Source organism: Actinomycetospora lutea, assembly GCF_028737205.1.
GTDB lineage: Bacteria > Actinomycetota > Actinomycetes > Mycobacteriales > Pseudonocardiaceae > Actinomycetospora > Actinomycetospora lutea.
In genome coordinates this window covers 48,756-74,614 of the sequence record NZ_JAQZAL010000015.1, presented here as the reverse complement: position 1 = coordinate 74,614, position 25,859 = coordinate 48,756, and the positions used below count along the sequence as shown (strand labels likewise).

The window sequence follows — 25,859 nt, the reverse complement described above, 5'->3', positions numbered from 1 at the left end:
AACCGAGTAGTGGTTGCTCATGACCCCCGGTCCGGCCCCACCGAGACTCGTGCCATGACCGTGCGGGCACCCAGCGCCGTGCCGCCCGGGATGCCGGCGCATCTCTGGGAGGCCGCGAAGCGCGACGTGCGCGGGGTGATCCCCGACTGGCTGCGCAGTGCCGAGGAGAACGGCGCGGAGGCGCCGGCGCACATCCGCGAGGTCGCCCGGCGGGCCGCGAAGGCCGGCGCGGGGCTGGGGATGGCGATCGCCGTCGGCACCCAGGTGGACGCCGCCGCGTCGGAGCCCGGGGCGACCAGCGCCACCACCACGGCCGCGGTGGCGCCTGTGGCCCACACGACCGGAGACGTCCCGCCCGGCGGCGAGGCGCCGGCGCTCGCCGAGTCGTTCCGCGTGCTCGACCCGCAGGGCGTCGGCGACGACTGGCTGACCGTCGAGATGTACCAGGACGTCGTGGTCAACGAGGGCGCCGGGGCGACGTACAACGTCGACGCCTTCCAGTACCTGATCATCTCCGACGACGCGGGCCAGCACTACGTCTTCAAGGAGCACCACCACGCCGCGGTGCCCGAGCCCCCGGCCAGCGAGACCGACCTGCTCATCCACGAGCGCGGCCAGGTGCACGTGGTCGAGAACGCGGACGGCAGCTTCTCCGTCGACACCGTGAGCTACGACCGCAGCGTCAACGGGATCAGCGAGCCCGCTCCCGACAGCGGGCTGGGCGACGGAGCCGCGCCACCGGACGACGCCGGCACCCCCGGGTGGACGCCCCCGGTCGGGCTCGCGGCCCCCGGGACGCCGGTGTCCGGCACCCCGCTGCCGGTCGACGACGGGCTCGACGGGCGGCTCCCCGAGCGGTCCGACCACCAGCCCGACCACCAGCCCGACGTCCTCGACGCGCCCGCCGGAGCCCCCGACCACGATCTGCCGGGGGACACCGTCCCCGGGCCGGACCCCGGGCTCGGCGACCATGACGCCGGTAACGACCCGCCCGATGCGAGCGAACTCGCGGTGTAGACCGCGTTCCCCGACCGACACCCCGACCGACACCCCGGCCGACACCCCGACGTAGGACAGCGCGAGCGAGAGGAGATTCCGGTGGGTTACGGACTCGGCGTGGATCTCGGCACCACCTTCACCGCCGCCGCGGTCGATCGGGACGGGCGCGTGGAGATGGCGAGCCTCGGCGACCGCGCGGCCGCCGTGCCCTCGGTGATCCTCGTCCGCGAGGACGGCACCGTGCTCACCGGTGACGCCGCGGAGCGCCGCGCCGCCTCGGAGCCCGACCGCGTCGCCCGCGAGGTCAAGCGGCGCTTCGGCGACCCCATGCCGCTGATCCTCGGCGGGTCGCCGTACGCCGCCGGCGACCTCATGGCCCGCCAGCTGGGCGACGTCGTCAAGGCGGTCAGCGAGCGCGAGGGCCGGATGCCGGACGTGGTGACGCTGACCCACCCCGCGAACTGGGGCCCGTACAAGCGGGAGCTCTTCGACCAGATCCCCCGCCAGGCCGGTCTTCGGAACGTCCGGATGATCACCGAGCCGGAGGCGGCGGCGGCCCACTACGCCACGAACGAGCGCCTCGAGGACGGCGCCACCGTGGCGGTCTACGACCTCGGCGGCGGCACCTTCGACGCGACCGTGCTCCGGACGTCGGGCGACGGCTTCGAGCTGCTCGGGACGCCGGAGGGCATCGAGGGGCTCGGCGGCATCGACTTCGACGAGGCGGTGTTCACCCACGTCGACCGCGTGCTCGGCGGGCCCGTGTCCGAGCTCGACCCGTCGGACCCGCGCGCGACGAGCGCGGTGATCCGCCTGCGCCAGGACTGCGTGCTCGCCAAGGAGGCGCTCTCGGCCGACACCGAGGCGACGATCCCGGTGATGCTGCCCTCGCTGCAGACCGAGGTGCGGCTGACCCGCGGCGAGTTCGAGGACATGGTCCGCCCGTCCATCTCGGCGACGATCGCGTCCCTGCGCCGCGCGCTCGACTCGGCGCAGGTGCGTCCCGAGCAGCTGACCACCGTGCTGCTGGTCGGCGGCTCGTCGCGCATCCCGCTGGTGAGCCAGATGGTCTCCGCGGAGCTGGGGCGCCCGACCGCGGTCGACGCCCACCCGAAGCACGCCATCGTCCTCGGGGCCGCCGGCATGGCCCACACCGAGTACGTCCACGGCGGCGGCCCCGCCGGCGGCTCGACCGGCCCGCAGGTCCGCCGGACCGCCGCGGCCGCCACCACCATGGTCGGGACGATGAACGGCCCGTCGTCGGGCACCTTCCGGCGTCCCGGCACGCTGCCGCCGCCGCGGCGGACCGGCCCGCACTCCGGGGCGGTGCCGGCGGCCACCACGGCGATGCTGCACAACGGCGCGCGGCCGGCCGCGGCGCGCGGGCCGATGCCGGTCGGGACCCCGGCGGCCGGGATGCCCGCGCCCGCCCTGCAGGCCGCCGAGCCCGAGAAGAAGCCCCGCCGCCGCGTGCCGATGGCGATCGGGGCCGCGCTGCTGCTGGCCGTGCTCGCCGGCGGCGGGACCTACGTGTACCGGGTCGCGTCGGCCGGCTCCCCGGCGCCGGCGGACGCCTCGGTGGTCGCGCCGCCGCCCGCCTCGGTGGCGCCGCCGCCGGTGTCGGTCGCGCCCGCCGAGCCGGCCGCCGAGGAGCCCGCGGCCGGCACCTCGGGCGGGACCCGGCAGGGGGAGAGCCAGGCCCGCCGCGCGCCCAGCGGGGGCGGTGGCGGCGGCGGGGGCGGCGGCAACGGCGGCTGGAACAACGGGCCCACGTCGGAGCCCACCTCCAACGGGCACCACCCGAACCCGCCGGAACCCGGCACCACCGACGGCACGACCGGCGGCACGACCGGCGGCACGACCGACGGCGGCTCGAGCAGCGGCTCCTGACCTCTCCGGGCTCAGCGGGCGACGTGCAGCCCGGCGACCTGCGAGAGCTCCCCGCGCCCGGACACGCCGAGCTTCGCGTAGACCGCGCGGAGCACGTTGTCGACGGTGCGCACCGACACGACCAGCTGCTCGGCGATCGCCCTGCTGGTCAGGCCGGTGGCCGCCAGCGAGGCGATCTCCAGCTCGCGGCGCGTCAGCTCCGTCGACGCCTCGAGGAGCCCGAGCGCCGGGGTCCGCGCGTCCTCGCACTCCTGGGCCCAGGCGCGCGCCCGCGCCGCCGACGCCCGCGCGGCCGTGGTGCTGCCGTCCGAGCGGTGCACGGCGGAGGCCTGGGCCGCGACCTCGGCGGCGAGCAGGAGCGACCCGAGCTGCTCGCAGCGCGCGGCGACCCGGTCGAGGGCGGTGCCGTCGCGCGCACTGAGCCCCCGGGCGTGGTCGACGACCAGGGCGGGCCACGCGCCGTCGAGGTCGGCGGCCAGCACCTCGAGCTCGTCGGCCACCACGCCGATGGCCCGCACGCGGACGACGGTGTGCAGGGTCTGCACCAGGTGCCCCGGGTCCTCGGAGGCGGCCACCGCGGCGATCGCCGCCTCCGTCGCGGCCGACACCCGGCCCTCGACGCCGAGGAGCCACACGTTGGCGGCGGTCTGCCACCCGGCGAACAGGCCCCCGCCGGGCACGTCGTCAGCGGTGGCGAGCACCGTGCGCGCCTCGGTGGTCTCGCCGGACGCGGCCAGGACCATCGACAGCTCACCGGCCAGCGGCACGGCGAAGCAGAAGCGTGACGCGGACACGGCCGCCGCCGCCTCGCGCAGCCACCGGGCGGCGGTCCGGACCCGGCCCCGGCGCGCCGCCACGATCCCCTGCCACGTGGCGTAGATGGCCATGGGCGTGCGCAGACCCTGGGCCAGCGCCTCGGCGTAGCAGTCGCGGGCGAGCTTCTCGGCGCGGTCCAGCTCGCCCGCCTGCAGGTCGGCGTACCAGGACGCCGTGAGGAACTGGAAGCGCAGCCAGCCGCCGCTCGGGTCGCCGTCGCGCTCGATCATCGGCAGGCCGCGCGCGACGAGGTCGCGGGCGCGCTCCAGGGCGCCGGCCCGGGCGCTCGCGAACGCGGCGACCGAGAGGGCGGCGACGTGGATCTCCTGGCGCCCGGGGTCCTCGGGGGTGTCGGCGATCAGCGGGTCGAGGCGTTCGAGCGCCGCACGGGGCTGGCCGTCGAGCAGCGCCAGCACCGCGCGCAGCCACGCCCGGCCCTCCGGGGCGGAGCCGGCGGGGATCGTGCGGTCGAGTGCGTGCAGGACGTCGCGGGTCCCGACGACGTCGTGCAGGCCCCAGTAGGCGTTCGGCACGCGGATCAGCGCCGAGGCCACGAGCTGGTCGGGCGGGGCCGAGGCCATCTCCGGACGCGTGGCGACCTCGGCCAGCACCGCCTCGGCCTCGTCGAAGCGGTCGGCGGCGACGAGGGCGCGGGCCAGCTGGTGGCGCACGTCGACGGTGCCGCCCGAGTCCGCGGCGGCGCGCAGCAGCTGGTCGGCGAGCCCCGCGTCGGCGGCGGCCGCGTCCCGGGCGGCCGCGAGCAGCTCGCGGGCGTCGGCCTCCTCGCCCTGGCCGACACGGAACCCGAGCAGGCGGCTGCGGTCCTCGCCCCGCCGGGTGCCGTGGGCCTCCATGGCCCGGGTGAGGCGGTGGTAGGCCTGCCGCTCCTGCAGCGGGGTGGCCTGCTGGCGCAGGATCTCGGCGTAGAGCGGGTGCTTGAGGCGGACGTTGACCCGCCGTCCCTCACGGACCGACTCGACCAGCTCCCGGCGCTCCAGCGTCGCGAGCACCGACGGCGAGACGAGCTCGGCCGCGACCTCGCTGCCCAGCGGCTGGCCGAAGGCGAGGAGACGCAGCAGGTCCCGCTCGGGCGCCGCCAGCGAGCCCATCCGCGCCTCGACCATCTCCACCAGCCGCGACGACGGCGCGAACTCGCCCTCCCAGCGCCACACCGCGCCGGTCTGGCGCAGCGTGCCGTTCTCGCGCGCGCCGTCGACGAGCTCGCGCAGGAAGAGCGCGTTGCCCAGGGAGTACCGCCACAGTCGCTGGAGGGCCGCCCCGTCCACGTGCCCGCCGAGCGCCCGGGCGACCAGCTGGTCGCTCTGGGCGCGGTCGAACTCCCGGATGTCGAGACGGTCGATCAGCCCCTCCTTCCAGAGGGCGAAGATCGGGTCCGGGAGGGTGAGGCCCGCCGGCGCGGTGACGACGAGGAAGGCGTCCCCGGAGACGGCGAGCTGCTGGAGCAGCACCGCCGACGTCGTGTCGAGGACGTGGGCGTCGTCCACGGCGAGGATGAGCTGACCCGCGCCGGGCTCCGGGCGCAGGGCGAGCCGGGCCTCGTGCAGCAGGTGGCCGGTCAGCGCCGCCTCGCCGTCGGGCGCCGTGTCCATCCGGGGCAGGAGATGGCTCATCGCCCCCAGGGGGATGTCCTGGGTGGAGCGGCTCGCCATCACCCAGACGGGCGACCACCGGGCACTGTCCGTGGTGACGACCGCGGCCAGCGTCGTGAGGGCCAGGCGGGTCCGTCCGACGCCGGGTGGACCAACGAGCATGACCCCTGCGCCCTGCCGGGTCTGGGCGAGATGGACGATCGAGGACAGCGTGGCGGAGCGACCGACCAGCGGCCAGACCTCCGGCATGGTGCCGTACCCCTCGTCGCTCCGGGTATCTCCCCGGACCCGTGTGTTCTCCGTATGGTTCACGGACCGTACGCAGACTTCAAGGATCACCGTCGGTCGGGGCGGTCGGTCGTGGGCGACGACGCGAGCCCGTGACCAGCCCAATCGTCACGGACGGGGTCGGTCCGGGTGCGGTGCGTGCCCGGCTCGCGGGGGCCGCCGCCGCCTCCGGACGGCGGCACGCGGGACCGGGTTCCCCGCTCGGCGCGCGTCGGCGCGGAACGGGTCCGTCGTCGGCGAGGACGGCGTTAACCTACGGCGCGGATCGCCCGGGTGGCGTCGGCCGGAACAGGGGTGTGATCAGGTGACCGCCGAGGGCGAGGTGTTCGGCCCGTACGAGCTGCGGCGTCTGGTCGGCCGCGGCGCGATGGGGGAGGTCTGGGAGGCCTTCGACACACGCCGTGAGCGCCCGGTCGCGCTCAAGCTGCTCGGCAGCGCGGTGGCGGCCGACCCGGAGTCCCGGGCACGGTTCCAGCAGGAGGCCCGGCTGACCGCGCGACTGTCCTCGCTGCACGTCATCACGATCCACGACTTCGGCGAGATCGACGGGCGTCTGTTCGTGGACATGCGGCTGGTCGACGGCGGCGACCTCGCGGCGGCCGTGCGCGCCCACCCGCAGGGGCTGCCGCCGGGGCGGACCGTGGACATCGTCGGGCAGATCGCGGAGGCCCTCGACTCGGCCCACGCCGCCGGGCTCGTGCACCGCGACGTCAAGCCGTCGAACGTGCTGCTGACCGGGCAGCGCGGCGGCGACTTCTGCTTCCTGGTCGACTTCGGCATCGCCCGCCTCGCGAGCCCGGGCGCGGCGCACCTGACGAGCACCGGCACCGTGCTGGGCACCACGGCGTACATGGCGCCGGAGCTGTTCAGCGGCGAGCCGGCGACGTTCCGCAGCGACGTCTACGCGCTGGGCTGCCTGCTCTACGAGCTCCTCACCGGACACCGGCCCTTCCCCGGCCCCGACCCGGTGGCGCACATGGGCCAGCACGTGCACCAGCCGGTGCCCGCCCCCTCCTGGTCCCGCCCGGATCTCGCGGTCTTCGACCAGGTCGTGGCCACCGGCATGGCCAAGGACCCGTCCCAGCGCTTCGGGACCCCCGGCGCGCTGGCCGACGCGACGGTCGCGGCGCTCGGACGGGCCGGGACGGGGCCCGCCCCCGTGGGCGTGGCCACCTCGGTGCTCGGCGCGGGCCCGAGGGGGCCGGCCACGACGCCGTCCCGGACCGGTCCTCCGAGCTCGGCGTGGCCGGCCGCCGACGGGACGGGACCGGTGACGCCGGGGTCGGGTCCGCCGGGGTCGGGTCCGCCGGGATCGGGCCCGCCGGGATCGGGCCCGCCGGGGTCGGGTCCGCCGGGGTCGACGCGCGTCGGGACGCCGACCCCCGGGCGCCCGCCCGCACCCGCGCTGGAGGCGCCGGCGGGGCGACCCCGACGGTGGCGGTGGGTCGCCGTCGGGCTCGCCGCGCTCGTCGTCGTCGCCGGCGGCGCGATCGGGGCCGACGCGGTCTTCGACCTGTGGTCGCCGGGCGCGGTCCCGACGGCCCGCGCCGTCGCCCCGCCGGTGCAGAGCCCGCGCTGGGTCGAGGTGAGCCCCGACGGACGCCGGGCGTTCGTCAGCGGGCTGAGCGGCAGCCCGCCCTCGCCCTCGGTCGCCGTGGTCGACACCGCGACGGACCAGGTGACCGGCTCCACCCCGGTCGGCACCTTCCCCGGCGACCTGGCCGTCAGCGGCGACGGGACGCGGGTGTACGTCAGCGAGCGGGGCAGCGACGCGGCGCCCGGCACCGTGCTCTCGGTCGTCGACACCACGGTGAACCGGGTGACGACGCGGATCGAGGTGGGGCCCGCGCCCTCGGGGCTCGCGCTGAGCCCGGACGGGCGGGTCGCGTACGTGGCGAACGAGGGGACCAACGCCGCGCCCGGCAGCACCGTCTCGGTGGTCGACCTCTCCGGGGCCCGCGTGACGGCGACCGTGCCGGTCGGCCAGGGGCCCAGCGGCCTCGCGCTGACCCCCGACGGGCGCAAGCTCTACGTCGCCAACGAGGGCGTGCTCACCGGCGTCGGCAACACGGTCTCGGTCGTCGACACCGCCACCAACGCCGTCACCGGCACCATCCGGGTCGGCGACACCCCGCGCGGGGTCGCGGTCCGGCCCGACGGGCGCTACGCCTACGTCGCGAGCCAGGGGACGGCGCAGGCCCCGCAGGGGTCGGTCAGCGTGATCGACACGAGCAACGACACCGTCACCGCCACGATCACCGAGGGGCTCAGCGGGCCGATCGGCGTCGCGGTCACCGGCGACGGCCGCCACACGCTCGTCACCAACTACGGCAGCGAGGCCGCGCCGGGGTCGACGGTCTCGGTGATCAACAGCCGGGACGACGTCATCGCGAGCGTCCCGGTCGGCCAGCTGCCGTTCGGCGTCGCCGCCACGCGCGACGGCACCCGCGCCTGGGTGACCAGCCGCTCGGAGTTCTGGTTGCTGGAGTTCCCCGCCCGCTGAGCGAGCGGGGCCGGTGGGGCGCGGGGGACACTCGGGGGCCACCACCACCACGATCGCGAGGAGTCCCTTGAGGATCGCCCTCGTCGCCACGTGCCTGGGCGACGCGATGTTCCCGCAGGCCCCGCGGGCCACGGTCGAGCTGCTCGAGCGCCTCGGGCACGAGGTCGTCTTCCCCGCGGACCAGACCTGCTGCGGTCAGATGTACGTCAACACCGGCTACCTCGACCTCGCGCTGCCGCTCGTGCGCCACCACGTCGACGTGTTCTCGGGCGCCGCCGACGTCGTCGTCGCCCCCTCCGGCTCGTGCGTGGGCTGCGTGCGCCACCAGCACGCGATGGTGGCCCGGCGCGGCGGTGACGAGGAGCTGGCGCGGGCGGCGGAGGACCTCGCGGCCCGCACGTACGAGCTCTCCGAGCTGCTCGTCGACGTCCTGGGCGTCACCGACGTCGGCGCCTACTACCCGCACCGCGTCATCTACCACCCGACGTGCCACTCGCTGCGGATGCTGCGCGTCGGCGACAAGCCGCTGCGCCTGCTGCGCGAGGTCCGGGGGCTGACGCTGACCGAGCTGCCCGACGCCGAGGTCTGCTGCGGGTTCGGCGGGACCTTCGCGGTGAAGAACGCCGAGACCTCGACGGCGATGCTCGCGGACAAGATGGCCAACGTGCTCTCGACGCACGCCGAGGTGTGCACCGCGGGGGACACCTCGTGCCTCATGCACATCGGTGGCGGGCTCTCGCGCCTGCGCTCGGGCGTACGCACGGTGCACCTGGCGGAGATCCTGGCGAGCACCGAGCAGGGGGTGACGGCGTGACCACCACGGATCGCGGACGCGGAGCGCAGCGGAGCCGGACCGTCGAGCTCGGCATGCCCACCGTCGCGTCGGACCCCCACGGGCACCTGCGCGGCCGCGAACCGTTCCCGGTCGCCGCGCACCGGGCGCTGGCCGACACCCAGCTGCGCCAGAACCTCGGGCACGCCACCCGCACGATCCGGGCCAAGCGCGCCGCGGTCGTCGGCGAGGTCGACGACTGGGAGGAGCTGCGCCGCGCGGGCGAGTGCCTCAAGGCCGGCGTCATGGCGCGGCTGCCGGAGCTGCTCGAGCAGCTCGAGGCGTCGGTGACCGCGCGGGGCGGGGTCGTGCACTGGGCGCGGGACGCGCAGGAGGCCAACCGGATCGTCGTCGACCTCGTGCGGGCGACGGGCGCCGACGAGGTCGTCAAGGTCAAGTCGATGGCGACCCAGGAGACCGGGCTCAACGAGGCGCTCGGCGAGGCGGGGATCGCGGCGCTCGAGACCGACCTCGCCGAGCTCATCGTCCAGCTCTCCGACGACACGCCGTCGCACTTCCTCGTGCCCGCGATCCACCGGAACCGCTCGGAGATCCGCGACATCTTCCTGCGCGAGATGCCCGGCGTGGACCCCGACCTCACCGACGAGCCGCGGAGGCTCGCGATGGCGGCGCGGGCGCACCTGCGGCGCAAGTTCCTGTCGGCGCGGGTCGGGATCTCCGGGGTGAACTTCGCCGTCGCCGACAGCGGGACGATCTCGGTGGTCGAGTCCGAGGGCAACGGGCGGATGTGCCTGACGCTGCCCGACACGCTGATCACGGTGATGGGCGTCGAGAAGATCGTCCCGACGTGGTCGGACCTCGAGGTGTTCCTGCAGCTGCTGCCGCGCAGCTCCACCGGCGAGCGGATGAACCCGTACACGTCGACGTGGAGCGGGGTCACGCCCGGCGACGGGCCGCAGGCGTTCCACCTGGTGCTGCTCGACAACGGCCGCTCGAACGTGCTGGCCTCGCCGGACGGGCGGCAGGCGCTGCACTGCATCCGGTGCTCGGCGTGCCTCAACGTCTGCCCGGTGTACGAGCGCACGGGCGGGCACGCCTACGGGTCGATCTACCCGGGCCCGATCGGCGCCGTGCTGTCCCCGCAGCTCACCGGCATCGACGGCCCCGACGACGTCAACGCCTCGCTGCCCTACGCGTCGTCGCTGTGCGGGGCGTGCTTCGACGCCTGCCCGGTGCGCATCGACATCCCGCACCTGCTCGTGCAGCAGCGCGCGGCGGCGGTCGCGGCGCACGGGCGGCCGACGGCGCAGGACCTGGCGATGCGCGCGGCGGCGGCCGCGATGGCGACCCCGGGGCGGTTCTCGCTGCTCGAGCGGGCGATGAAGCTGGGCCGGCTGTTCGGGCGCTCCGGGCGGATCCGGTCGGTGCCGGGCCCGGGGGCGGCGGCCTGGTTCGGCGCCCGCGACATGCCCCCGCCGCCCGCCGAGACGTTCCGGGAGTGGTGGGCGCGGCGTCAGGAGCGGTCGTGACCTCCGCCCGCGACGAGGTGCTGGCCCGGCTGCGGGCCGCCCGCGACGCCGGCGGGTCGACGCCGCCCGAGGTGCCGCGGACCTACCGCCGCACCGGGTCGCACGCGCCGGGGAGCGCGGGCGCCGTCGACCGGCTCGAGGAGACGCTGACCGACTACCGGGCGACCGTGCACCGCGTGGCCGGCGAGGACGGCGTACCGGCGGCGATCGCGCGGGTGCTCGCGGACGCGGGCGCGACGACCGTCGTCGCCCCGCCCGGGGTGCCGGAGCGCTGGCTCGCGGAGGCGACGGCGTCGGTCCGGTCCGACGACCCGCCGCTGTCGGTCGCCGACCTCGACCGCGTCGACGCCGTCGTCACCGGCGCGGCCGTGGCGATCGCCGACACCGGCACGTTCGTGCTCGACGCGCTCGCCCCCGACCAGGGCCGGCGGGCCATCAGCCTCGTGCCCGACCACCACGTGTGCGTCGTCCGCGCCGCCGAGGTCGTGTCGTCGGTCCCCGAGGCGCTCGCGCGCCTGGACCCGGACGGCCCGCTGACCTTCGTCTCCGGGCCCTCGGCGACCAGCGACATCGAGCTCGACCGCGTCGAGGGTGTCCACGGCCCCCGCCGCCTCGACGTGGTGCTGGTCGCCGGTCACGAGGTGTGATCCGCGGACACCCCGAGTGGTCGCCGTCCGAACGAGTGACCTGGGTCTCGTCGTCGCTCCCCACCGGCCGGTCGTCGCGTGGTGCCCGGAAAGAGGTGTCGCCCGCCGTGGGCCGGGAACCGGCCGGGCCACCCGCCCCGACGCGGACACCAGGAGATCCCGGTGACCACTCACCCGAACGGCAGCGCACCCCTCGCCACCGTGCCCACCGTGCCGCCCGTCCCCCCGGTCGCGCCCGTCCCCGCGGGCGGCACCGCCGGGGTGGCCGGTCCGCTGTCGCAGGCCGTCGCGGAGGCCACGGCGCGGGCCACGCGCACCCGCCTCGACGAGGAGCCGCGCCGCACGTGGGAGCACGCGGCGGGCGGTCGCCCGACGCCGGTGCCGAAGCGCCTGCTCGTCGCGGTGTCGCACGCGATCGAGAAGGCGGTGGTGTCCAGCCCGATCGGCGCGTCGCCGACGCCGACGGTGGTGGTCGCCCTATTCCAGCGCCTCGAGTTCTTCGAGCGCGAGCGCGTCGTCTACGAGCGCCTCGCCGAGGCGGGCGCCGACGTGGTGGTCGGGTTCGTCCGCGGCGAGGAGCACGCCGCGCCGCGCGGCGTGCACACGGTGCTGATCGAGCCGGACGAGAAGCTCGCCGACGAGTGGACGGTCGTGGCGGTCGGGCCGCAGGCGGGGGCGTTCCTCGTCGCGACCGACCAGCACGCCTACGACGCGCACGAGCACGGCACCGAGGCCGGCCGGCAGTTCCACGGCCGCTGGGGCTACGCCCACGCGCAGGCCGGGGCCGAGCTCGCCCGGCTGCGCCTCGCGCTCGGCACCCGGCTCGCAGAGCCGCTCCTGCGCCGCGTCGACGCGCTGCTCGGCGAGGTCATGGCCACCGGCGGCGAGGTCGCGGGCAGCGGCGGCACGCCCGCCGAGGCGTGGGCGACGGCGTCGCTGGCGCACATGATCACGCGGATGCAGACCGCGCAGGCCGGCAGCCGGGCGCTGCGCGAGCAGCTCGCCGACGCGCACCGCGCCGCGGACGCGCACCGCTCCGCCGAGATCGACCCCTCCAGCGGCCTGCCGACCCCGGACTTCCTCGAGCGCTGGGCGTCCCCGGGCGGGTCCACCGAGCTCCCGGTCGGCCTGGCCCTCGTCGACGTCGCCGGCCTCGACGACGTCGGCGACGCGCGCGCCGAGTACCACGCGGCGCGCAAGGTGGCGGCGGCGCTGGGCCAGCCGCTCGGGCCCGTCGACGCCGCGGTCCGGATGGGCCGCCGGGAGTTCCTCGTCGTCGTCCCCGGGGCCTCGCCGCGCCACCTCGCGGGCCTCGGCGACGAGATCGCCGTCGGGCTCGAGCTCGCCTCCGACGGCTACCCGCACGTGCCGCTGACCGCGACCGTGGCCACGATCGTCACCCACCTGCGGCCGCTGCCCGTCGAGGACCTGCGCGTCGCCGTCGCGCGCCGGCCCGACGCGGCCGAGGGCGTGGTGGACGCGGGCCGCACGCCCACCGGGGAGCGGATCGCGGTGGTCTCCACCCGGGCGGGTCGCGTCCTGCCCGAGCCGGGCCGCCACGGGACCGAACCGGCCCCCGCCACGACGGAGCCCGCCCCCGTCCAGCACCCGTGGTTCGGCCCGGACGGGCGCGACCACGCCGACCCGGACGCCCTGCTGCCCGGCTCGCACGGGGTCGTCGCGGCCGAGGTGCCGCGGCCGCGCCAGTGACGGGCTAGCGACCCCGCACCGGCGCGCCCCAGTCGGTGCTGTCGCGCAGGGTGCGCTTGAGCAGCTTGCCGCCCGGGTTGCGGGGCAGCGGGTCGGCGGAGACCACCACGTACTGCGGCACCTTGAAGTCGGCGATCTGGGTGTCGAGGTAGCCCAGCACCGCGCCGACGTCGATGTCCGACCCGACGAGCACCGCGCCGACCTTCTCGCCCATCACGTCGTCGGGGACGCCGACCACCGCGGCGTCGACCACCCCCGGCGCGCCCGCGAGGGCGTTCTCGACCTCCACCGAGTAGACGTTCTCCCCGCCCCGGTTGATGACGTCCTTGGCCCGGTCGACGATCCGCACGATGCCGTCGTCGACGCGCGCGAGGTCGCCGCTGTGCAGCCAGCCGTCGACGAACGTGCGCGCCGTCGCCTCGGGCGCGGCCCAGTAGCCGTCGACGACGTTGGGGCCGCGGATCAGCAGCTCGCCCACCCCGGCGTCGTCGACGCCGTCGAGCGCGAGGTCGACGACCGGCGCCGCGAACCCCACCGAGTCCGCGTTCTCCGCCGCCCACTCGTGCGGCAGGAAGGTGGCGATCGACGAGGTCTCGGTGAGCCCGAACCCGTTGCCCAGCCGCGCCTGGGGCATCCGCTCCATGAGCCGGCGGACCAGCGCGGGCGCGATCGGCGCGCCGCCGTAGGAGACGCGCGCGACGTGCGAGAGGTCGACGCCGAGGTCGTCGCGGGCCAGCGTCAGGCCGTAGATCGCCGGCACGCTGACGAGCGTGTCGATGCGCTCGTCGACGATCGTCCTCACGAACGCGGCGCCGTCGAACACCGGCAGCACCACCGTGGTGCCGCCCAGCCCGAGCTGGACGAGCAGCTGCGAGTTGCACCCGGTGACGTGGAACAGCGGCACCGAGACGAGGTTGCGCAGCGACGGCCCGATCGCCCGGTCGATCCCGATCACGCGGATCGCGGTCTCGACGTTGGACAGGAAGTTGCCGTGGGTCGTCCGCGCGCCCTTGGGCCGGCCGGTGGTGCCGCTCGTGTAGAAGATCGCGGCCAGGTCGCCGGGGACGAGGTCGTCGAGGGCCTCGGGGTGCCCGTCCGGCAGCGCCTCGCCGGGCCGCAGCACGGCCGCCGCGGCGCTGTCCTCCAGGACGTAGGACACCTCGGGCGCGGCGAAGCGGGTGTTCACGGGCACCGCGACGGCCCCGGCGAGCAGGGTGCCGAGGAACCCGACCACCCAGTCCAGCCCGGCGGGCAGCAGCGAGGCCACCCGGTCGCCGCGCCCGACGCCGCCGAGCACCAGGCCGCCGGCGACCCGCGCGGCCCGGTCCCAGAGCTGCGCGTACGTGACGCGCTCGCCGCCGACCTCGACGACCGCCTCGACGTCCGGGTGGCGCTCCACCGACGCGCGCACCATCGCCACGACCGACGGCGCGAGGTGGTCGTAGCGCGCGACGCCGTCGGCGCCGCGGGTGATGCCGGTGGTGTCGAACGGCGCGGCCCCGCGCCCGAGCGGGGTGGGGCTCATGAGAAGTACCGCCGCGGGTTGTCCACCAGCATCGTCGTGATCTGGTCGTCGGTGACCCCCTGCTCGCGCAGCATGGGCAGCACGTCGCGGTGGATGTGCTCGTAGTGCCAGTTGGGCAGCATCTGCTCCTTCGTCGCCTGGCTCGCGCCGGAGAAGAAGTCGATGTAGCAGGACGCGTCGTGGGCGAGCACGATCTTCTCGGCGTAGCCCTCCGCGCAGAGCGCAGCGATGGTGGCCACCCGCTGGTCGGTGGGGTTGAAGACGTCGATGCCGAAGCGGTCGGCGCCGATGGTGGCGCCGCGGTCGGCGATCTCGCGCAGGTAGTCGAGGTCGTTGCTGTCGCCGGCGTGCCCGACGACGACCTTGGTGAGGTCGACGCCCGCCTGCTCGTAGAGGTCGAGCGCGAGCCGCCCGGTCTGGTGTGCGGCGTTGGTGTGGACGGTGATCGGGACGCCGGTCTCGACGTGGGTGGTCGCGATGGCGTGCTGGATGCGGGTCTGGTCGGGGGTGAGGCCGCGCTCCTCGACGACGCCCTTGAGGAACGCCGCCTTGATCCCCGTGCCGCCGATGCCCTCGCGGATGTCGCGCAGGAACATCTCGGTCATCGGCTCGTCGCCGCCGAGCACGGTGTCCGGGCCGCGGTAGTGCAGGAAGTGCGGGATCTCGTCGAACGTGTAGAGCCCGGTGGCGACGACGATGTTGAGGTCGACCTCGGCGTTGATCCGGGCCACGCGCGGGATGTAGCGCCCGAGCCCGACGACGGTGGGGTCGACGATGGTCGTCACGCCGAGGTCGCGCAGCCGGCGCAGCTTGTCGATGGCGTCGGCGACCCGGACCTCCTCGTCCCAGTACTCGTCGCCGTAGTTCTGCATGATGTCCGGGCTGAGCACGAACACGTGCTCGTGCATCAGGGTCGTGCCCAGGTCGCCGACGTCGACCGGGCCCTTCACCGTCTCCACCGTGGGCATCGCCCGCACCTCCCGCTCGTTGTGACCCGGACCACCGTAGTCCCCGGTCCGTTGTTCGCTCGACAGCGATATAGCTGTGTGGCAAAGTACGGCGGGTGGACGTGTTCCGGGCGGTCGCCGACCCGGTGCGGCGCTCGATGGTCGAGCGGCTGGCCGACCGCGGCGAGGCGACGGCCGGGGAGCTCTCGGAGCTCGCCGCGCAGCGCTTCGGCATCCGCCAGCCGACGGCGTCCAAGCACCTGAGGGTGCTGCGCGAGGCCGGGGTGGTCACGAGCTCGGTCGACGCCCAGCGCCGGGTCTACCGCCTCGCGCGCGGCCCGCTCGACGACCTCGCCGGGTGGGCCGCCCGCCAGACGCGCTTCTGGGCGGGGCGCCTCGACGCCCTCGAACGCCACCTCGGCCGTGGCGAGGACCGTGGCGAGGACCGTGGCGAGGACCGTGGCGAGGACCGTGGCGAGTGCCGCCCGGCCGCGCGGGGCGCCGGGTCATGAGGGTCCCGCCCCGGCTCGCGGCGGCGGTCGAGCTCGTCGACCCCGCCCCCGACGCGCGGGTGCTCGAGGTGGGGTGCGGGCGCGGGGTGGCGGCCGCGCTGCTCGTCGACCGCCTGCCGCGGGGGCGGTACACGGGGCTCGACCGCTCCGCGACGGCGACCGCGGCGGCCCGCCGCGCCGGGGCCCCCGAGGTCCTGACGACCTCGCTCGCCGAGTTCCGGCCCGAGCCGGGGGCGTTCGACCTCGCGCTGGCGATCAACGTCAACGTCTTCTGGACCGGGCCGGCGCGCGCGGAGCTCGCGGTGCTCGCGACGGCGCTGGGCCCGGGCGGCGTGCTGCACCTCGTGTACGGCTCCGACGGGGGCGCGGCGCCGCGCCTGGACGTCGTCGACCGGCTCCGCGACCACCTCGTGGCGGGCGGGTTCGTCCCGGAGATCGGCGTGCCGACGCGACGCGGGGTGCGGCTGCTGCACGTCCGCGCCGCGGGTGCTCAGGAGCGGTAGGCCAGCAGGCGCACGCCGAGGGCCGCCTCGGTGCGCTGGATCTCGGCGAGCTGGTCGTCGCTCAGCTCGGCGTAGGGGCTGGTCGACTCGTAGGCCACCACGGGGGTGCCGAGGCGCTGCTCGAGACGGTGGACCTCCTCGAGCGCGGTGTCGTCGAGCGCCGCCGGGCGCAGGTCGGGGCCGGTGGACGGAGCGGACACGGGAGCCTCCCGGGGTGGGTGCGGCTGTCGGGCGGGTGTGACCGGCGCCACCGCCGGACGTCGGCGAGTATCCCGCCCACGATCGGCGCAATCACCCCCTCCGGCCGGAAGTCGCCGAACGTGCGACGCGTTGACGTGGGTGCGATGACGACACCCCTCCCGGCACCGTCGCCGGCCCGGCCCCGGACCCGTCTCTGGACTCCTCAGCACGTCCTCGTCACCCGCTCCGCCCAGGAGCACCCGCACACCGCGGAGATCCTGCGCCGCTGCGAGGCGGCCGGCGTCGACGACGTCGAGCTGCTGCGCGGCGACCGCATCACCGGCCTGCGCGGGGACACCGAGCGCGAGACCTACGCCCGGGCGAAGGCGACACTGGCCGTCGTCACGAGCCCGGCGTCGGCGCGCAAGCTCGACCCGATCCCGCCGAGCGCCGACTGGCGCGTCGACCTCGCCCGCGGCTGCCCGGCGCACTGCCAGTACTGCTACCTCGCGGGGTCGCTGACCGGCCCGCCCGTCACCCGCGTGTTCGGGGACCTCGAAGAGATCCTCGGCGGGCTCGACGCGTACGTCGGGCACGGCACGATCACCTCGACGTCGGCCGCCCGCGCCGGGGAGGGCACGACCTTCGAGGCGTCCTGCTACACCGACCCGCTGGGCATCGAGCACGTCACGGGCAGCCTCTCCGCGGCGATCCGCCACGTCGGCACCCACGATGTCGGCGGGCCGGTCCAGCTGCGCGCGACGACCAAGTTCGCCGACGTCGCCGGGCTGCTCGACCTGCCGCACGGCGGGCGCACGCGGCTGCGCTTCTCGCTGGGCCCGGAGTCGGTCGTCGGGCGCTTCGAGGGCGGCACCGACCCCGTCCCGGCGCGGATCGAGGCGCTGGCGACGATGGCCCGCGCCGGCTGGCCCGTCGGGATGACGATCGCACCGATCATGCCGGTGGGGGACTGGCGGGCGGCCTACAGCGATCTCCTGGCCCGGGTCGCCGCGGCGCTGGAGGGTGTCGAGCCCCTCGACCTCACCGCCGAGTGCATCACCCACCGCTTCACGCCGGGCAGCAAGGAGACCCTCGAGACCTGGTACCCGCGCACCCGGCTGGAGATGGATCCGGGGCAGCGCCGGACCAAGCGCGGCAAGTTCGGCGCGGTGAAGCACGTCTACCCCGACGACGTGATGGCCGACCTGCGCGCGCACGTCACCTCCGAGCTCGAGGAACGCCTCCCGGCGGCCCGGGTCCTCTACTGGACGTAGTACCCCGCGATCTCGGGTCCGAGGCCGCCGTGCACGTCCCCGACCTGGTGGAGCGAGGGCGTCCCCCGCTGCGTCCCACGCAGCGAACGAGCCCCTCGCTCCCACGGGTCCCGCCGACTCCCGGTGCCCCGCCCGCCGCATCAGAGCAGCAGCGCGAGCTGCCGTCCCTGGGCGACGAGCACGCCGTGCGAGTCCCACACCTCGACGTCCTCGTCGTGCAGGCCGTGGGCGAGGTGGTTGCTCACCGTGCGGCAGAGCAGGGGGCCGGGTGCGGGGTGCTCGCGCAGGTGCACGGTGAGCTGCGCGGTGCTCGACCCGCGGCCCAGCTCCAGCACCACCGGCGCCGCGCCGTCGACCACGAACGCGAGGTCGAGCAGCGTGGCGTCCGACCCGTCGGCGAACCCGAACCAGAACTCGGCGTGCGGGTCGCCCGACGGCTCGCCGCGTACCCAGCCGGGCAGCGCCGGCACGCCGTAGCGCATCCGCTGCCCGACCGTCGCGGTGTCCGGCGCGTCCGCCCCGCCGAACGTCCGGCACTCCTCGAACGGCGGCAGCGCCGGCGCCGCGGTGCGGTCGACGGGCTCGGCGGGCGAGGCGGCGAGGTCGGCGAACGTCGCCTCCAGGCGCAGCACCTCGCGCTCGTCACCGTCGGGCCCCGGCTGCAGGAGCCGCGAGGTCCCCGTCGCCAGGCGGCGACCGGCCCGGACGACCGAGGTCAGCACCCGCGCCGGCCCGGGCCACGCCGGCCGCAGGTACGACGCGGACGCGACGACCGGGTCGGGCAGCGGGACCTCGGCCGCGAGGGCGCGCAGCGCGACGCTGAGCTGGTAGCCGCCGTTGAGCCGGCCGTCGAGCAGCCCCCAGCGGTCCGACAGGACGATCTCGTGGACCCCGTCGCCGACCCGCTCGGCGGTGCTGTCGAGCGCGAGCTCACCGATCACGGTCCTGAGTAGACCACCACGCGCGCAGGGCCGCCGACTCCTCGTCGTCGAGCTCGACGTCGAGCGAGGCCAGCACGTCGACGACGTCCTCGCCCGTCACCGGGAGCTCCTCGACCCGCCCGTCGGCGTGCTCGGTGATCAGCGTCCGCCGCACGAGACGTCGGCTCACTCCCGGCGCCAGGCGCATGACGACCAGCTGGCCGGTGAACGGCGACGACGGGTGGGTCGACGTGTAGTGGTGCGCGACCTCGTCGTCGACGGGCAGCGAGGGCTGCGGGTCCATCCGGTAGGCGCGCTCCTCGCCGGTGAGGGTGCGGCGCACCAGCGTCCAGTGCCCGTCGTCCTCGCGCTCCAGCCGGTGGTCCCAGCCGGCCTGGTCGACGACGACGCCGTCGCGCAGCGGCATCGGCACGTGCATGCTCGCCCCGAAACCCACGTCGACGAGGTGGTCGTCGACGACCAGCGCGCGGTGGGTGCGCGGGCCGCCCCGATCCGCCTGGACCCGTGCGATGACGGTGCGCACCCGGTACCCGAGGTGCGTCAGGACGGCGGCGAACAGGCGCGCGTGCTCGTAGCAGTAGCCGCCCCGGCGCCGGCGGACGAGCTTGTCGACCACGACGTCGAGCGCGATCCCGCGGTGGCGGCCGAGCACCACGTCGACGTTCTCGAACGGGATCGCCGCCACGTGGGCCCGGGTGAGCTCGGGCAGGGTCGGCGGTGCGGACGGGCCGGACAGACCGATCCGCTCCAGGTACGCGGTGACGTCGGCGTCCGACAGGGCGGCGCTCACGGCGGTCTGCACGTCGAGGGTCATGGCCCCACCGTGGGACCTCGAGGGTGGTCCGGGTCAAGTGCCACGACGGCCGCGCGGCAGGGCGCGCACGAGCGGCAGGACGCGGTGGGTCACCCGCTCGGTCAGCGCGATCTCCGTGCGCGTGCGCTCCACCCCCGGGGTCCCGATGATCCCCTGGACCACCTGCTCCAGGTGGGCGTTGGTCCGCGCGACCACCCGGGCCCAGAGGTCGCCGTCCCCGGTGATGCTGTGCGCCTCCACCACCTCCGGGATCGTCGCCAGGTGCTCGGCCACGGCGTCGAGCCGGCCCTGGGTGATGTGCAGCGTGACGAAGGCGTGCACGTCGTAGCCCAGCGCCTCCGGGTCGACCTGCGGCTCGAACCCGACGATCACCCCGCGCTCCTGGAGCCGCAGGAACCGGGCCTGCGCGGTGCCGCGCGCGATCCCCAGCGCCCGCGCGTGCTCGCGCAGCCCGACGCGGGGCCGCTCGAGCAGGGCGAGCAGGAGGGCGCGGTCGAGGTCGTCGAGGTCCATGGCTCGTCCAATGGCCGAAGCGGATCAGTCAGAAGGCTCGATCACTGGACCATTGGCCCAGCCGTCGAACACGAGAATAGACCACTGGCGAGTAGGTCCTTACCTTCTGTGTCACCGCCACGACGTGTGGCCCGGCCCACGAGGACCCACCCCGCGCCCCGTGCGCCGGACCACCCAGGAGGTCCGCCATGACCGTCGACGTCCGCCCACCCGCCTTCGACGTCCCGCCGTCCGGTGACGGCGAGCCGCGCCGCCCGGTGTCCCTGCGCGACCGCTACGCGATGACGCGCGGGCGCATCCACCTCACCGGCGTCCAGGCGCTCGTGCGCCTGCCCCTCGACCAGCACCGCGCCGACCTGGCCGACGGCCTGCGCACCGGCGGCTACATCTCCGGCTACGAGGGCTCCCCGCTCGCCGGCTACGACCTCGAGCTCGCCCGCCACCGCGACCTGCTCGCCGAGAACGACGTCGTGTTCGCGCCGGGGCTCAACGAGGAGATCGCGCTGACCGCGGTCGAGGGCACCCAGCTCGCCGCCGCGACCGGCGGCCTGACCCGCGACGGCGTCGTCGGCTACTGGTACGGCAAGGCCCCGGGCCTCGACCGCGCCACCGACGCGCTGCGCCACGCCAACCTCACCGGCACCCACCCCCGCGGCGGGGCGGTGGCGTTCGTCGGCGACGACCCGGCGGCGAAGTCGTCCAGCGTGCCCTGCGCCTCCGAGGCCGCCCTCGCGGACATGGCGGTCCCGGTGCTCTTCCCGGTCGACTCCCAGGACGTCCTCGACCTCGGACGCCACGCCGTCGCGCTCTCGCGGGTGAGCGGGCTGTGGACCGCGCTGAAGATGGTCACCGCGGTCGCCGACGGCTCGGGCACCGTCGACGTCGACCCGGACCGGCTCGCGATCGTCACCCCCGACCTCACGATCGACGGCCGCGAGTACGTGCACACCCCCTCGGCCACCCTGCTGCAGCCCGCGCTCGGCCCGATCGAGCGCGACCTCTACCGCGCCCGCCTCGTGCTCGCCCGGCGCTACGCCGCGGCGAACCGGCTCAACCGGATCGTCGGCGACGGGCCCGCGCGCCTGGGCGTCGTCGCGACCGGCAAGAGCTGGCTCGACCTGCGCCAGGCGCTGGCCACCCTCGGCCTGGACGACGCGGCCCTCGAGCGCCACGGCGTCCGCCTGCTGCGCGTGGGCATGCCCTGGCCGCTGGAGCCCGGGATCGTCGACGAGTTCGCCGAGGGGCTCGACGAGATCGTCGTCGTCGAGGAGAAGCGCGCCTTCCTCGAGACCCAGATCAAGGAGCTGCTCTACGGGCGCGCCGACGCCCCGCGGGTGTTCGGCAAGCGCGGGCCAACGAGGGCGCCGATGTTCCCCGAGGCCGGCGACCTCGACCCCGACGTCGTCGCCCGCCGCCTCGGCGAGCGTCTCCTGGCGCACGGGGACGTGCCGAGCGTGCGCGCCTGGCGCGACGAGAAGGCGCGCCGCAGCCGCATCGACCTGTCGCTGACGCCGGTCGACGGCGCCAAGCGCACGCCGTTCTACTGCTCGGGCTGCCCCCACAACACCTCGACCACCGCGATCCCCGACGGCTCGCTGGTCGGCGCCGGCATCGGCTGCCACACCATGGTGCTGCTCATGCCCGAGGAGCAGGTCGGCGAGGTCACCGGCCTGACCCAGATGGGCGGCGAGGGCGCGCACTGGTTCGGCATGGCGCCGTTCGTCGAGGCGGACCACTTCGTCCAGAACATGGGCGACGGCACCTTCCACCACTCCGGCTCTCTCGCCGTGCGCGCGGCCGTCGCGGCCGGCTCGCACATGACGTTCCGCCTGCTGCACAACGGCGCCGCGGCGATGACCGGCGGACAGGACGCGGTCGGGGCCCTGCCGATGCCGGCGCTCACGCGCTCGCTGGCCGCCGAGGGCGTCACCCGGATCCTCGTCACCACCGAGGACCGCTCGCGGTACCAGGGCGTGCGCCTCGCGAAGGGCGTCGAGGTCTGGGACCGCTCGCGCTACGAGGAGGCCCAGCGCGTCCTCGCCGACACCCCTGGCGTCACCGTGCTCATCCACGACCAGGAGTGCGCGGCGCAGAAGCGGCGCAAGCGCAAGCGCGGCCTGCTGCCCGACCCGAGCACCCGCGTGATGATCAACGAGCGGGTCTGCGAGGGCTGCGGCGACTGCGGCCAGACCTCGAACTGCCTGTCGGTGACCCCGGTCGACACCGAGTTCGGCCGCAAGACCCGCATCCACCAGGCGTCCTGCAACAAGGACTACTCCTGCCTCGACGGCGACTGCCCGGCGTTCCTCACCGTGAAGCCCGGTACCGCCGCGGCCCCGCGCGGGCTCGAGCCGCTCGACGGCGGCGCCTTGCCGCTGCCGCCGCTGGTGGTCGACGACGAGGAGTTCACGGTCCGGCTCGCCGGCATCGGCGGGACCGGCGTGACCACCGTGTCGCAGGTGCTCGCCACCGCGGCGCTCGTCGCCGGGCGCCACGTGCGCGGCCTCGACCAGACCGGGCTGGCCCAGAAGGGCGGCGCGGTCATCTCCGACATCAAGATCAGCCGCGACGCGACCGAGGTCGCCGGCCGGGCCGCCGAGGGCGAGTGCGACCTCTACCTCGGCGCCGACCTGCTCGTCGCCGCCGAGCCCGCGAACCTCGCGACCTGCGCGTCGTGGCGCACGGTCGCGGCGATCTCGTCGGCCAAGGTGCCGACGGGCGCCATGGTCGTGGACCCGACCGTCTCGTTCCCCGACCCCGACGCGGTGCTCGCGCGCATCACCGAGCGGGTCCGCCGCGACGTCGGGGTGGTCGTCGACGCGCGGGCGCTGGCCGACGCGCTGTTCGGCGACGACCAGTTCGCGCTGACGATCCTGCTCGGCGCCGCGTTCCAGGCCGGCGCCCTGCCGCTGCCCGCGTCGGCGGTCGAGGAGGCGTTCACCCTCAACGGCGCCGCGGTCGAGAAGAACCTGCAGGCGTTCCGCCGCGGCCGCCAGTCGGTCGCGGACCCCGAGGCGTTCGCGCTCGTCGTCGGGCTGGTGACCGGCACCGGGCCGGACACCGGCGTCCCCGGGCTCACCGCGCGCGGCGCGGCCGAGGCCGCGGAGATCGTGGCGTCGATCGGGGCGAGGGCCGGGAGCGAGCTGGAGCGCCTCGTCGGCGTCCGGGTCCCGGAGCTCGTGGCCTACCAGGACGCCTCCTACGCCCGGGAGTACGCGGCGGTCGTCCGCGGCTGCGTCGACGCCGACCCGCGGCTCGCCGAGGCGATCGCGACCGGGCTCTACAAGCTGATGGCCTACAAGGACGAGTACGAGGTCGCGCGCCTGTCGCTCGACCCGGCGCTCGAGGCCTCGGTGCGCGCGCAGTTCGGCGACGGCGCCCGCTACGCGTGGAAGCTGCACCCGCCGGTCCTGCGGGCGATGGGCATGCAGCGCAAGATCACGCTGGGCCGCTGGTTCCGGCCGGGCTACCGCACGCTGCGCGCCATGCGCCGCCTGCGCGGCACGCGCCTCGACCCGTTCGGCGTCGCCGAGGTGCGCCGCGTCGAGCGGGAGCTGGTGGCCGAGTACCGGGCGCTGGTCCCGGAGCTGCTGGCGATGGACGACGCCGAGCGCGCCGCCGAGATCGCCGGCCTGCCCGACATGGTGCGCGGCTACGAGGACATCAAGCTCGGCAACGTCACCCGCTACCGCGCCCGGCTGGCCGAGCTGCTGGGCTGACCGGCCCCTGTTCGCTCACGTGGAGAAGGTGATGGTCGGCTCGACGGCGACCGGGGTGGCGAGGCTGTTCGCGATGTAGCACTCCTGGTGCGCCAGCGCGACCAGCCGCTCCACGCGCGGGATGCTCGGGCCCGACGCCACGGTGATCTGCGGGCGGAGCACGATCGCCGCGATCCGCGCCGGGCCGTCGTCGTGCGACATCGTCGCCTCGGCGTCGTCGCGGTAGCCGGTGACGTCGATCCGGGCGCGGGCGGCGATCGCGAGGAACGACAGCAGCTGGCACGACGACGCCGCGGCGAGCACGAGCTGCTCGGGGTCGAGGCGGCTCGCGTCCCCGCCCAGCGACGGGTCGTTGGAGAGCTCCAGCGCGGCCTCGGCGGGCGCCGCGGTGATGCGGTGCCCGCGCGAGAAACCGTCGTAGCCGGCACCCGTCGAGCCCGACCACGTCGCGGTCGCGCGGTAGCGGTGGGTGCCGTCGGGGTCGGTGGTGAAGGCCATCAGGGCAGCACGTAGTCCAGGGTCAGCAGCTCGTGGGCGATGATCCCGGTGCCCGAGAGCCCCGCCAGCCCGCCCGTCCCGGAGCCGGCGACGACGAACGCCCACTGGCGCATCTCCTGGCCGTCGCCGCCGGAGGCACCGTGCTGGAGGACGAAGCTGCCCGCGCGGCCCTCGAGCTCGCCGACCACCCGCTCCTGCGCGAGGTACGCCGCCCCGCCCTCGCCCTGGGTGGTCAGCAGCTCGGCGACCGCCGTGCCGGCCAGCGGCCCGGTATAGGTCTTGCGGATCAGCGCGCGCCCGGTGGCCGGGCCCCGGCCCTCGGGCTCGGCGAGCGCGTCGCCCTCGGCGGGCTCCCAGACGTCGACGGAGAACGGGCTCTCGAGGTGGGTCACGCGATCATCCTCCTCGCCGGAGGCTGACACCTGCTGTCAGGGTCGCGTCAGCTCGTCGGCGATCGCCCGGAGGCGCCGGCGCGCGAGCGGGTCGAGCGCCTGCGGCTCGGGCTCGGTCTCCTGCAGCCCGTCGAAGTAGCGCCCGGTGACGCCGGCGAGCTCCGGGTCGACCGCGAGCCGCGCCGTCGCCTCCACGCCCTCGGCGATCGTGCTCACCGGCGACGGGACGATCTTGGTGGGCATGAAGGTGGCCGGGTGCAGGGCGGTCGCGGTGACCACCGCCGGGTCCAGCTCGTCGGCGAGGTCGAACGCGTCGAGGATCTGCGCGAGCTTGCTCTGGCAGTAGGCCCGCCAGCCCGAGTAGTCGCGGCGCAGCATGAGGTCGTCGAAGTCGAGGGCCGCCTGGCCCGCCGAGGCGACCATGACGATCCGCGCCGGCCCGTGGGCGCTCGAGGCGCCGGCCGCCCGCAGCGGCCCGAGCAGGCGGTGGGCGAGCAGGTGGCCGGCGAGGAAGTTCACCGCGAACCGCAGCTCGTGGCCGTCGGCGCTCTCCTGGCGCACGCCGCCGCCGGGCACGTCCGCGCCGATGCCGGCGTTGTTGACGAGCACGTCGAGGCGGGGGTGGTCGGCGGCCACGCGGTCGGCGAGGTCGCGGACCTGCGCGAGGTCGGCGAGGTCGGCCCGGTACCACCACAGGGCCTCGTTGCCGGTCGCCTGCCGGATCTCGTCGAGGGCGGCCTTACCGCGCTCGTCGTCACGACCGTGCAGCAGGACCGTCAGGCCGCGGCGCGCGAGGTCCTCCGCGAGGCCGCGACCGAGGCCGTCGGTGGCGCCGGTGACGAGGACGGTGGAGGGGATGGAGGCGGTCACGGGGTCGGTCCGTCGAGCCGCACCGGCAGCGGGTCGTTGTGTCCCATGGACGGTCTGTGCCCGCTGCCGGCGCGTGACTCACCTCCGGCTACTGACGATCGGTGCGCTGGCTCGGGTAGCGGGTCGCGGACTGCGGCCCGTAGTACTGCGGCTCGGGGAACGGGACGGTGCGGCCCGGCACGCTGGTCTGCTTGCGGACCTGGCGGACCGCCGAGTCGACCTGCTTCTGGTACCTGCCGCCGGTGCGGCTGTTCACGAAGGCCGCCGCCTGGTCGGCGTAGCGGTTGACCTTCTCGGGGTTCTGCCGGGCGTACCGCCGCGCGGCGGCGACGGCGGCGCCGAGCGCCGCGACCCTGCGCATCAGGGGCATCGGTTCCTCCTCGGGG

22 protein-coding genes are annotated in these 25,859 nt (G+C 75.7%); 11 read left to right on the top strand and 11 right to left on the bottom strand.

What is annotated here, in order from left to right; genetic code table 11:
- Positions 1-54: 54 nt before the first annotated feature.
- Together PHK61_RS17500 and PHK61_RS17495 are read left to right on the top strand one after the other, a co-directional pair.
- Positions 55-1,017, top strand: a complete 963-nt coding sequence (locus tag PHK61_RS17500; RefSeq protein WP_274282287.1) for a hypothetical protein — start codon at positions 55-57, stop codon at positions 1,015-1,017.
- 81 nt (positions 1,018-1,098) lie between these two features.
- On the top strand, positions 1,099-2,889 hold the full coding sequence (locus PHK61_RS17495) for an Hsp70 family protein (RefSeq protein ID WP_274282286.1): 1,791 nt from the start codon (positions 1,099-1,101) through the stop codon (positions 2,887-2,889).
- An 11-nt stretch (positions 2,890-2,900) separates the two neighbouring features.
- Here the strand turns inward: PHK61_RS17495 and PHK61_RS17490 are convergent, their stop codons facing one another.
- Complete coding sequence (locus PHK61_RS17490; protein WP_274282285.1) at positions 2,901-5,564, bottom strand: helix-turn-helix transcriptional regulator; 2,664 nt, start codon at positions 5,562-5,564, stop codon at positions 2,901-2,903.
- A gap of 343 nt (positions 5,565-5,907) precedes the next feature.
- Between PHK61_RS17490 and PHK61_RS17485 the strand changes: the two genes are divergently transcribed.
- The 5 genes from PHK61_RS17485 to PHK61_RS17465 all read left to right on the top strand — a co-directional run bounded on the left by PHK61_RS17485 (position 5,908) and on the right by PHK61_RS17465 (position 12,785).
- Positions 5,908-8,106, top strand: coding sequence for a serine/threonine-protein kinase (locus PHK61_RS17485; RefSeq protein WP_274282284.1), 2,199 nt, complete (start codon positions 5,908-5,910; stop codon positions 8,104-8,106).
- Between the two features lie 67 nt (positions 8,107-8,173).
- Positions 8,174-8,920: a (Fe-S)-binding protein gene (locus tag PHK61_RS17480; protein WP_274282283.1), complete on the top strand. Its 747-nt coding sequence runs from the start codon at positions 8,174-8,176 to the stop codon at positions 8,918-8,920.
- Positions 8,921-8,973: 53 nt separating this feature from the next.
- A complete protein-coding gene (locus tag PHK61_RS17475; RefSeq protein WP_274282392.1) occupies positions 8,974-10,428 on the top strand; it encodes a LutB/LldF family L-lactate oxidation iron-sulfur protein in 1,455 nt (484 codons plus the stop codon).
- A complete protein-coding gene (locus PHK61_RS17470) occupies positions 10,425-11,075 on the top strand; it encodes a LutC/YkgG family protein (RefSeq protein ID WP_274282282.1) in 651 nt (216 codons plus the stop codon). The genes PHK61_RS17475 and PHK61_RS17470 overlap by 4 nt, the downstream gene beginning before the upstream one ends.
- A gap of 162 nt (positions 11,076-11,237) precedes the next feature.
- Positions 11,238-12,785, top strand: coding sequence for a DICT sensory domain-containing protein (locus PHK61_RS17465; protein WP_274282281.1), 1,548 nt, complete (start codon positions 11,238-11,240; stop codon positions 12,783-12,785).
- Positions 12,786-12,789: 4 nt separating this feature from the next.
- Here PHK61_RS17465 and PHK61_RS17460 read toward each other — a convergent pair whose 3' ends face one another.
- A complete protein-coding gene (locus PHK61_RS17460) occupies positions 12,790-14,310 on the bottom strand; it encodes a class I adenylate-forming enzyme family protein (RefSeq protein ID WP_274282280.1) in 1,521 nt (506 codons plus the stop codon).
- On the bottom strand, positions 14,307-15,278 hold the full coding sequence (locus tag PHK61_RS17455; protein ID WP_274282279.1) for a phosphotriesterase family protein: 972 nt from the start codon (positions 15,276-15,278) through the stop codon (positions 14,307-14,309). The genes PHK61_RS17460 and PHK61_RS17455 overlap by 4 nt, the downstream gene beginning before the upstream one ends.
- A gap of 95 nt (positions 15,279-15,373) precedes the next feature.
- On the opposite strand from PHK61_RS17455, the gene PHK61_RS17450 reads away from it, so the two are divergent.
- Positions 15,374-15,769, top strand: a complete 396-nt coding sequence (locus PHK61_RS17450) for an ArsR/SmtB family transcription factor (RefSeq protein WP_274282278.1) — start codon at positions 15,374-15,376, stop codon at positions 15,767-15,769.
- On the top strand, positions 15,766-16,272 hold the full coding sequence (locus PHK61_RS17445) for a class I SAM-dependent methyltransferase (RefSeq protein WP_274282277.1): 507 nt from the start codon (positions 15,766-15,768) through the stop codon (positions 16,270-16,272). Before PHK61_RS17450 ends, PHK61_RS17445 begins: the two co-directional genes overlap by 4 nt.
- On the opposite strand, the gene PHK61_RS17440 is transcribed toward PHK61_RS17445, so the two are convergent.
- Complete coding sequence (locus PHK61_RS17440) at positions 16,260-16,472, bottom strand: hypothetical protein (RefSeq protein ID WP_274282276.1); 213 nt, start codon at positions 16,470-16,472, stop codon at positions 16,260-16,262. The two genes, PHK61_RS17445 and PHK61_RS17440, sit on opposite strands and share 13 nt — an antisense overlap.
- Positions 16,473-16,616: 144 nt before the next feature.
- On the opposite strand from PHK61_RS17440, the gene PHK61_RS17435 reads away from it, so the two are divergent.
- Positions 16,617-17,726, top strand: a complete 1,110-nt coding sequence (locus PHK61_RS17435; RefSeq protein ID WP_274282275.1) for an SPL family radical SAM protein — start codon at positions 16,617-16,619, stop codon at positions 17,724-17,726.
- A 140-nt stretch (positions 17,727-17,866) separates the two neighbouring features.
- Here PHK61_RS17435 and PHK61_RS17430 read toward each other — a convergent pair whose 3' ends face one another.
- From PHK61_RS17430 to PHK61_RS17420, 3 genes are read right to left on the bottom strand one after another with little or no spacing between them, the layout of a single operon-like run.
- A complete protein-coding gene (locus PHK61_RS17430; protein WP_274282274.1) occupies positions 17,867-18,667 on the bottom strand; it encodes a thioesterase family protein in 801 nt (266 codons plus the stop codon).
- Positions 18,657-19,481, bottom strand: a complete 825-nt coding sequence (locus PHK61_RS17425) for an arylamine N-acetyltransferase family protein (protein WP_274282273.1) — start codon at positions 19,479-19,481, stop codon at positions 18,657-18,659. The genes PHK61_RS17430 and PHK61_RS17425 overlap by 11 nt, the downstream gene beginning before the upstream one ends.
- A gap of 33 nt (positions 19,482-19,514) precedes the next feature.
- The gene (locus PHK61_RS17420; protein WP_274282272.1) at positions 19,515-19,994 is read right to left on the bottom strand and encodes an Lrp/AsnC family transcriptional regulator; all 480 of its coding nucleotides are present in this window, start codon (positions 19,992-19,994) and stop codon (positions 19,515-19,517) included.
- 188 nt (positions 19,995-20,182) lie between these two features.
- On the opposite strand from PHK61_RS17420, the gene PHK61_RS17415 reads away from it, so the two are divergent.
- Positions 20,183-23,713 carry an indolepyruvate ferredoxin oxidoreductase family protein gene (locus PHK61_RS17415; protein WP_274282271.1) on the top strand — a complete coding sequence of 1,177 codons (3,531 nt, stop codon included), beginning with the start codon at positions 20,183-20,185 and terminating at the stop codon, positions 23,711-23,713.
- Between the two features lie 15 nt (positions 23,714-23,728).
- On the opposite strand, the gene PHK61_RS17410 is transcribed toward PHK61_RS17415, so the two are convergent.
- From PHK61_RS17410 to PHK61_RS17395, 4 genes are all read right to left on the bottom strand, one after another.
- Positions 23,729-24,211 (bottom strand): OsmC family protein, encoded by a 483-nt coding sequence (locus PHK61_RS17410; protein ID WP_274282270.1) that lies wholly within the window; start codon positions 24,209-24,211, stop codon positions 23,729-23,731.
- A complete protein-coding gene (locus PHK61_RS17405; protein WP_274282269.1) occupies positions 24,211-24,603 on the bottom strand; it encodes a DUF3224 domain-containing protein in 393 nt (130 codons plus the stop codon). The genes PHK61_RS17410 and PHK61_RS17405 overlap by 1 nt, the downstream gene beginning before the upstream one ends.
- Before the next feature lie 36 nt (positions 24,604-24,639).
- The gene (locus tag PHK61_RS17400; RefSeq protein WP_274282268.1) at positions 24,640-25,473 is read right to left on the bottom strand and encodes an SDR family NAD(P)-dependent oxidoreductase; all 834 of its coding nucleotides are present in this window, start codon (positions 25,471-25,473) and stop codon (positions 24,640-24,642) included.
- An 88-nt stretch (positions 25,474-25,561) separates the two neighbouring features.
- Entirely contained in the window at positions 25,562-25,843 is a 282-nt protein-coding gene (locus PHK61_RS17395) for an antitoxin (RefSeq protein WP_274282267.1), read from the bottom strand.
- Between the last annotated feature and the right edge of the window lie 16 nt (positions 25,844-25,859).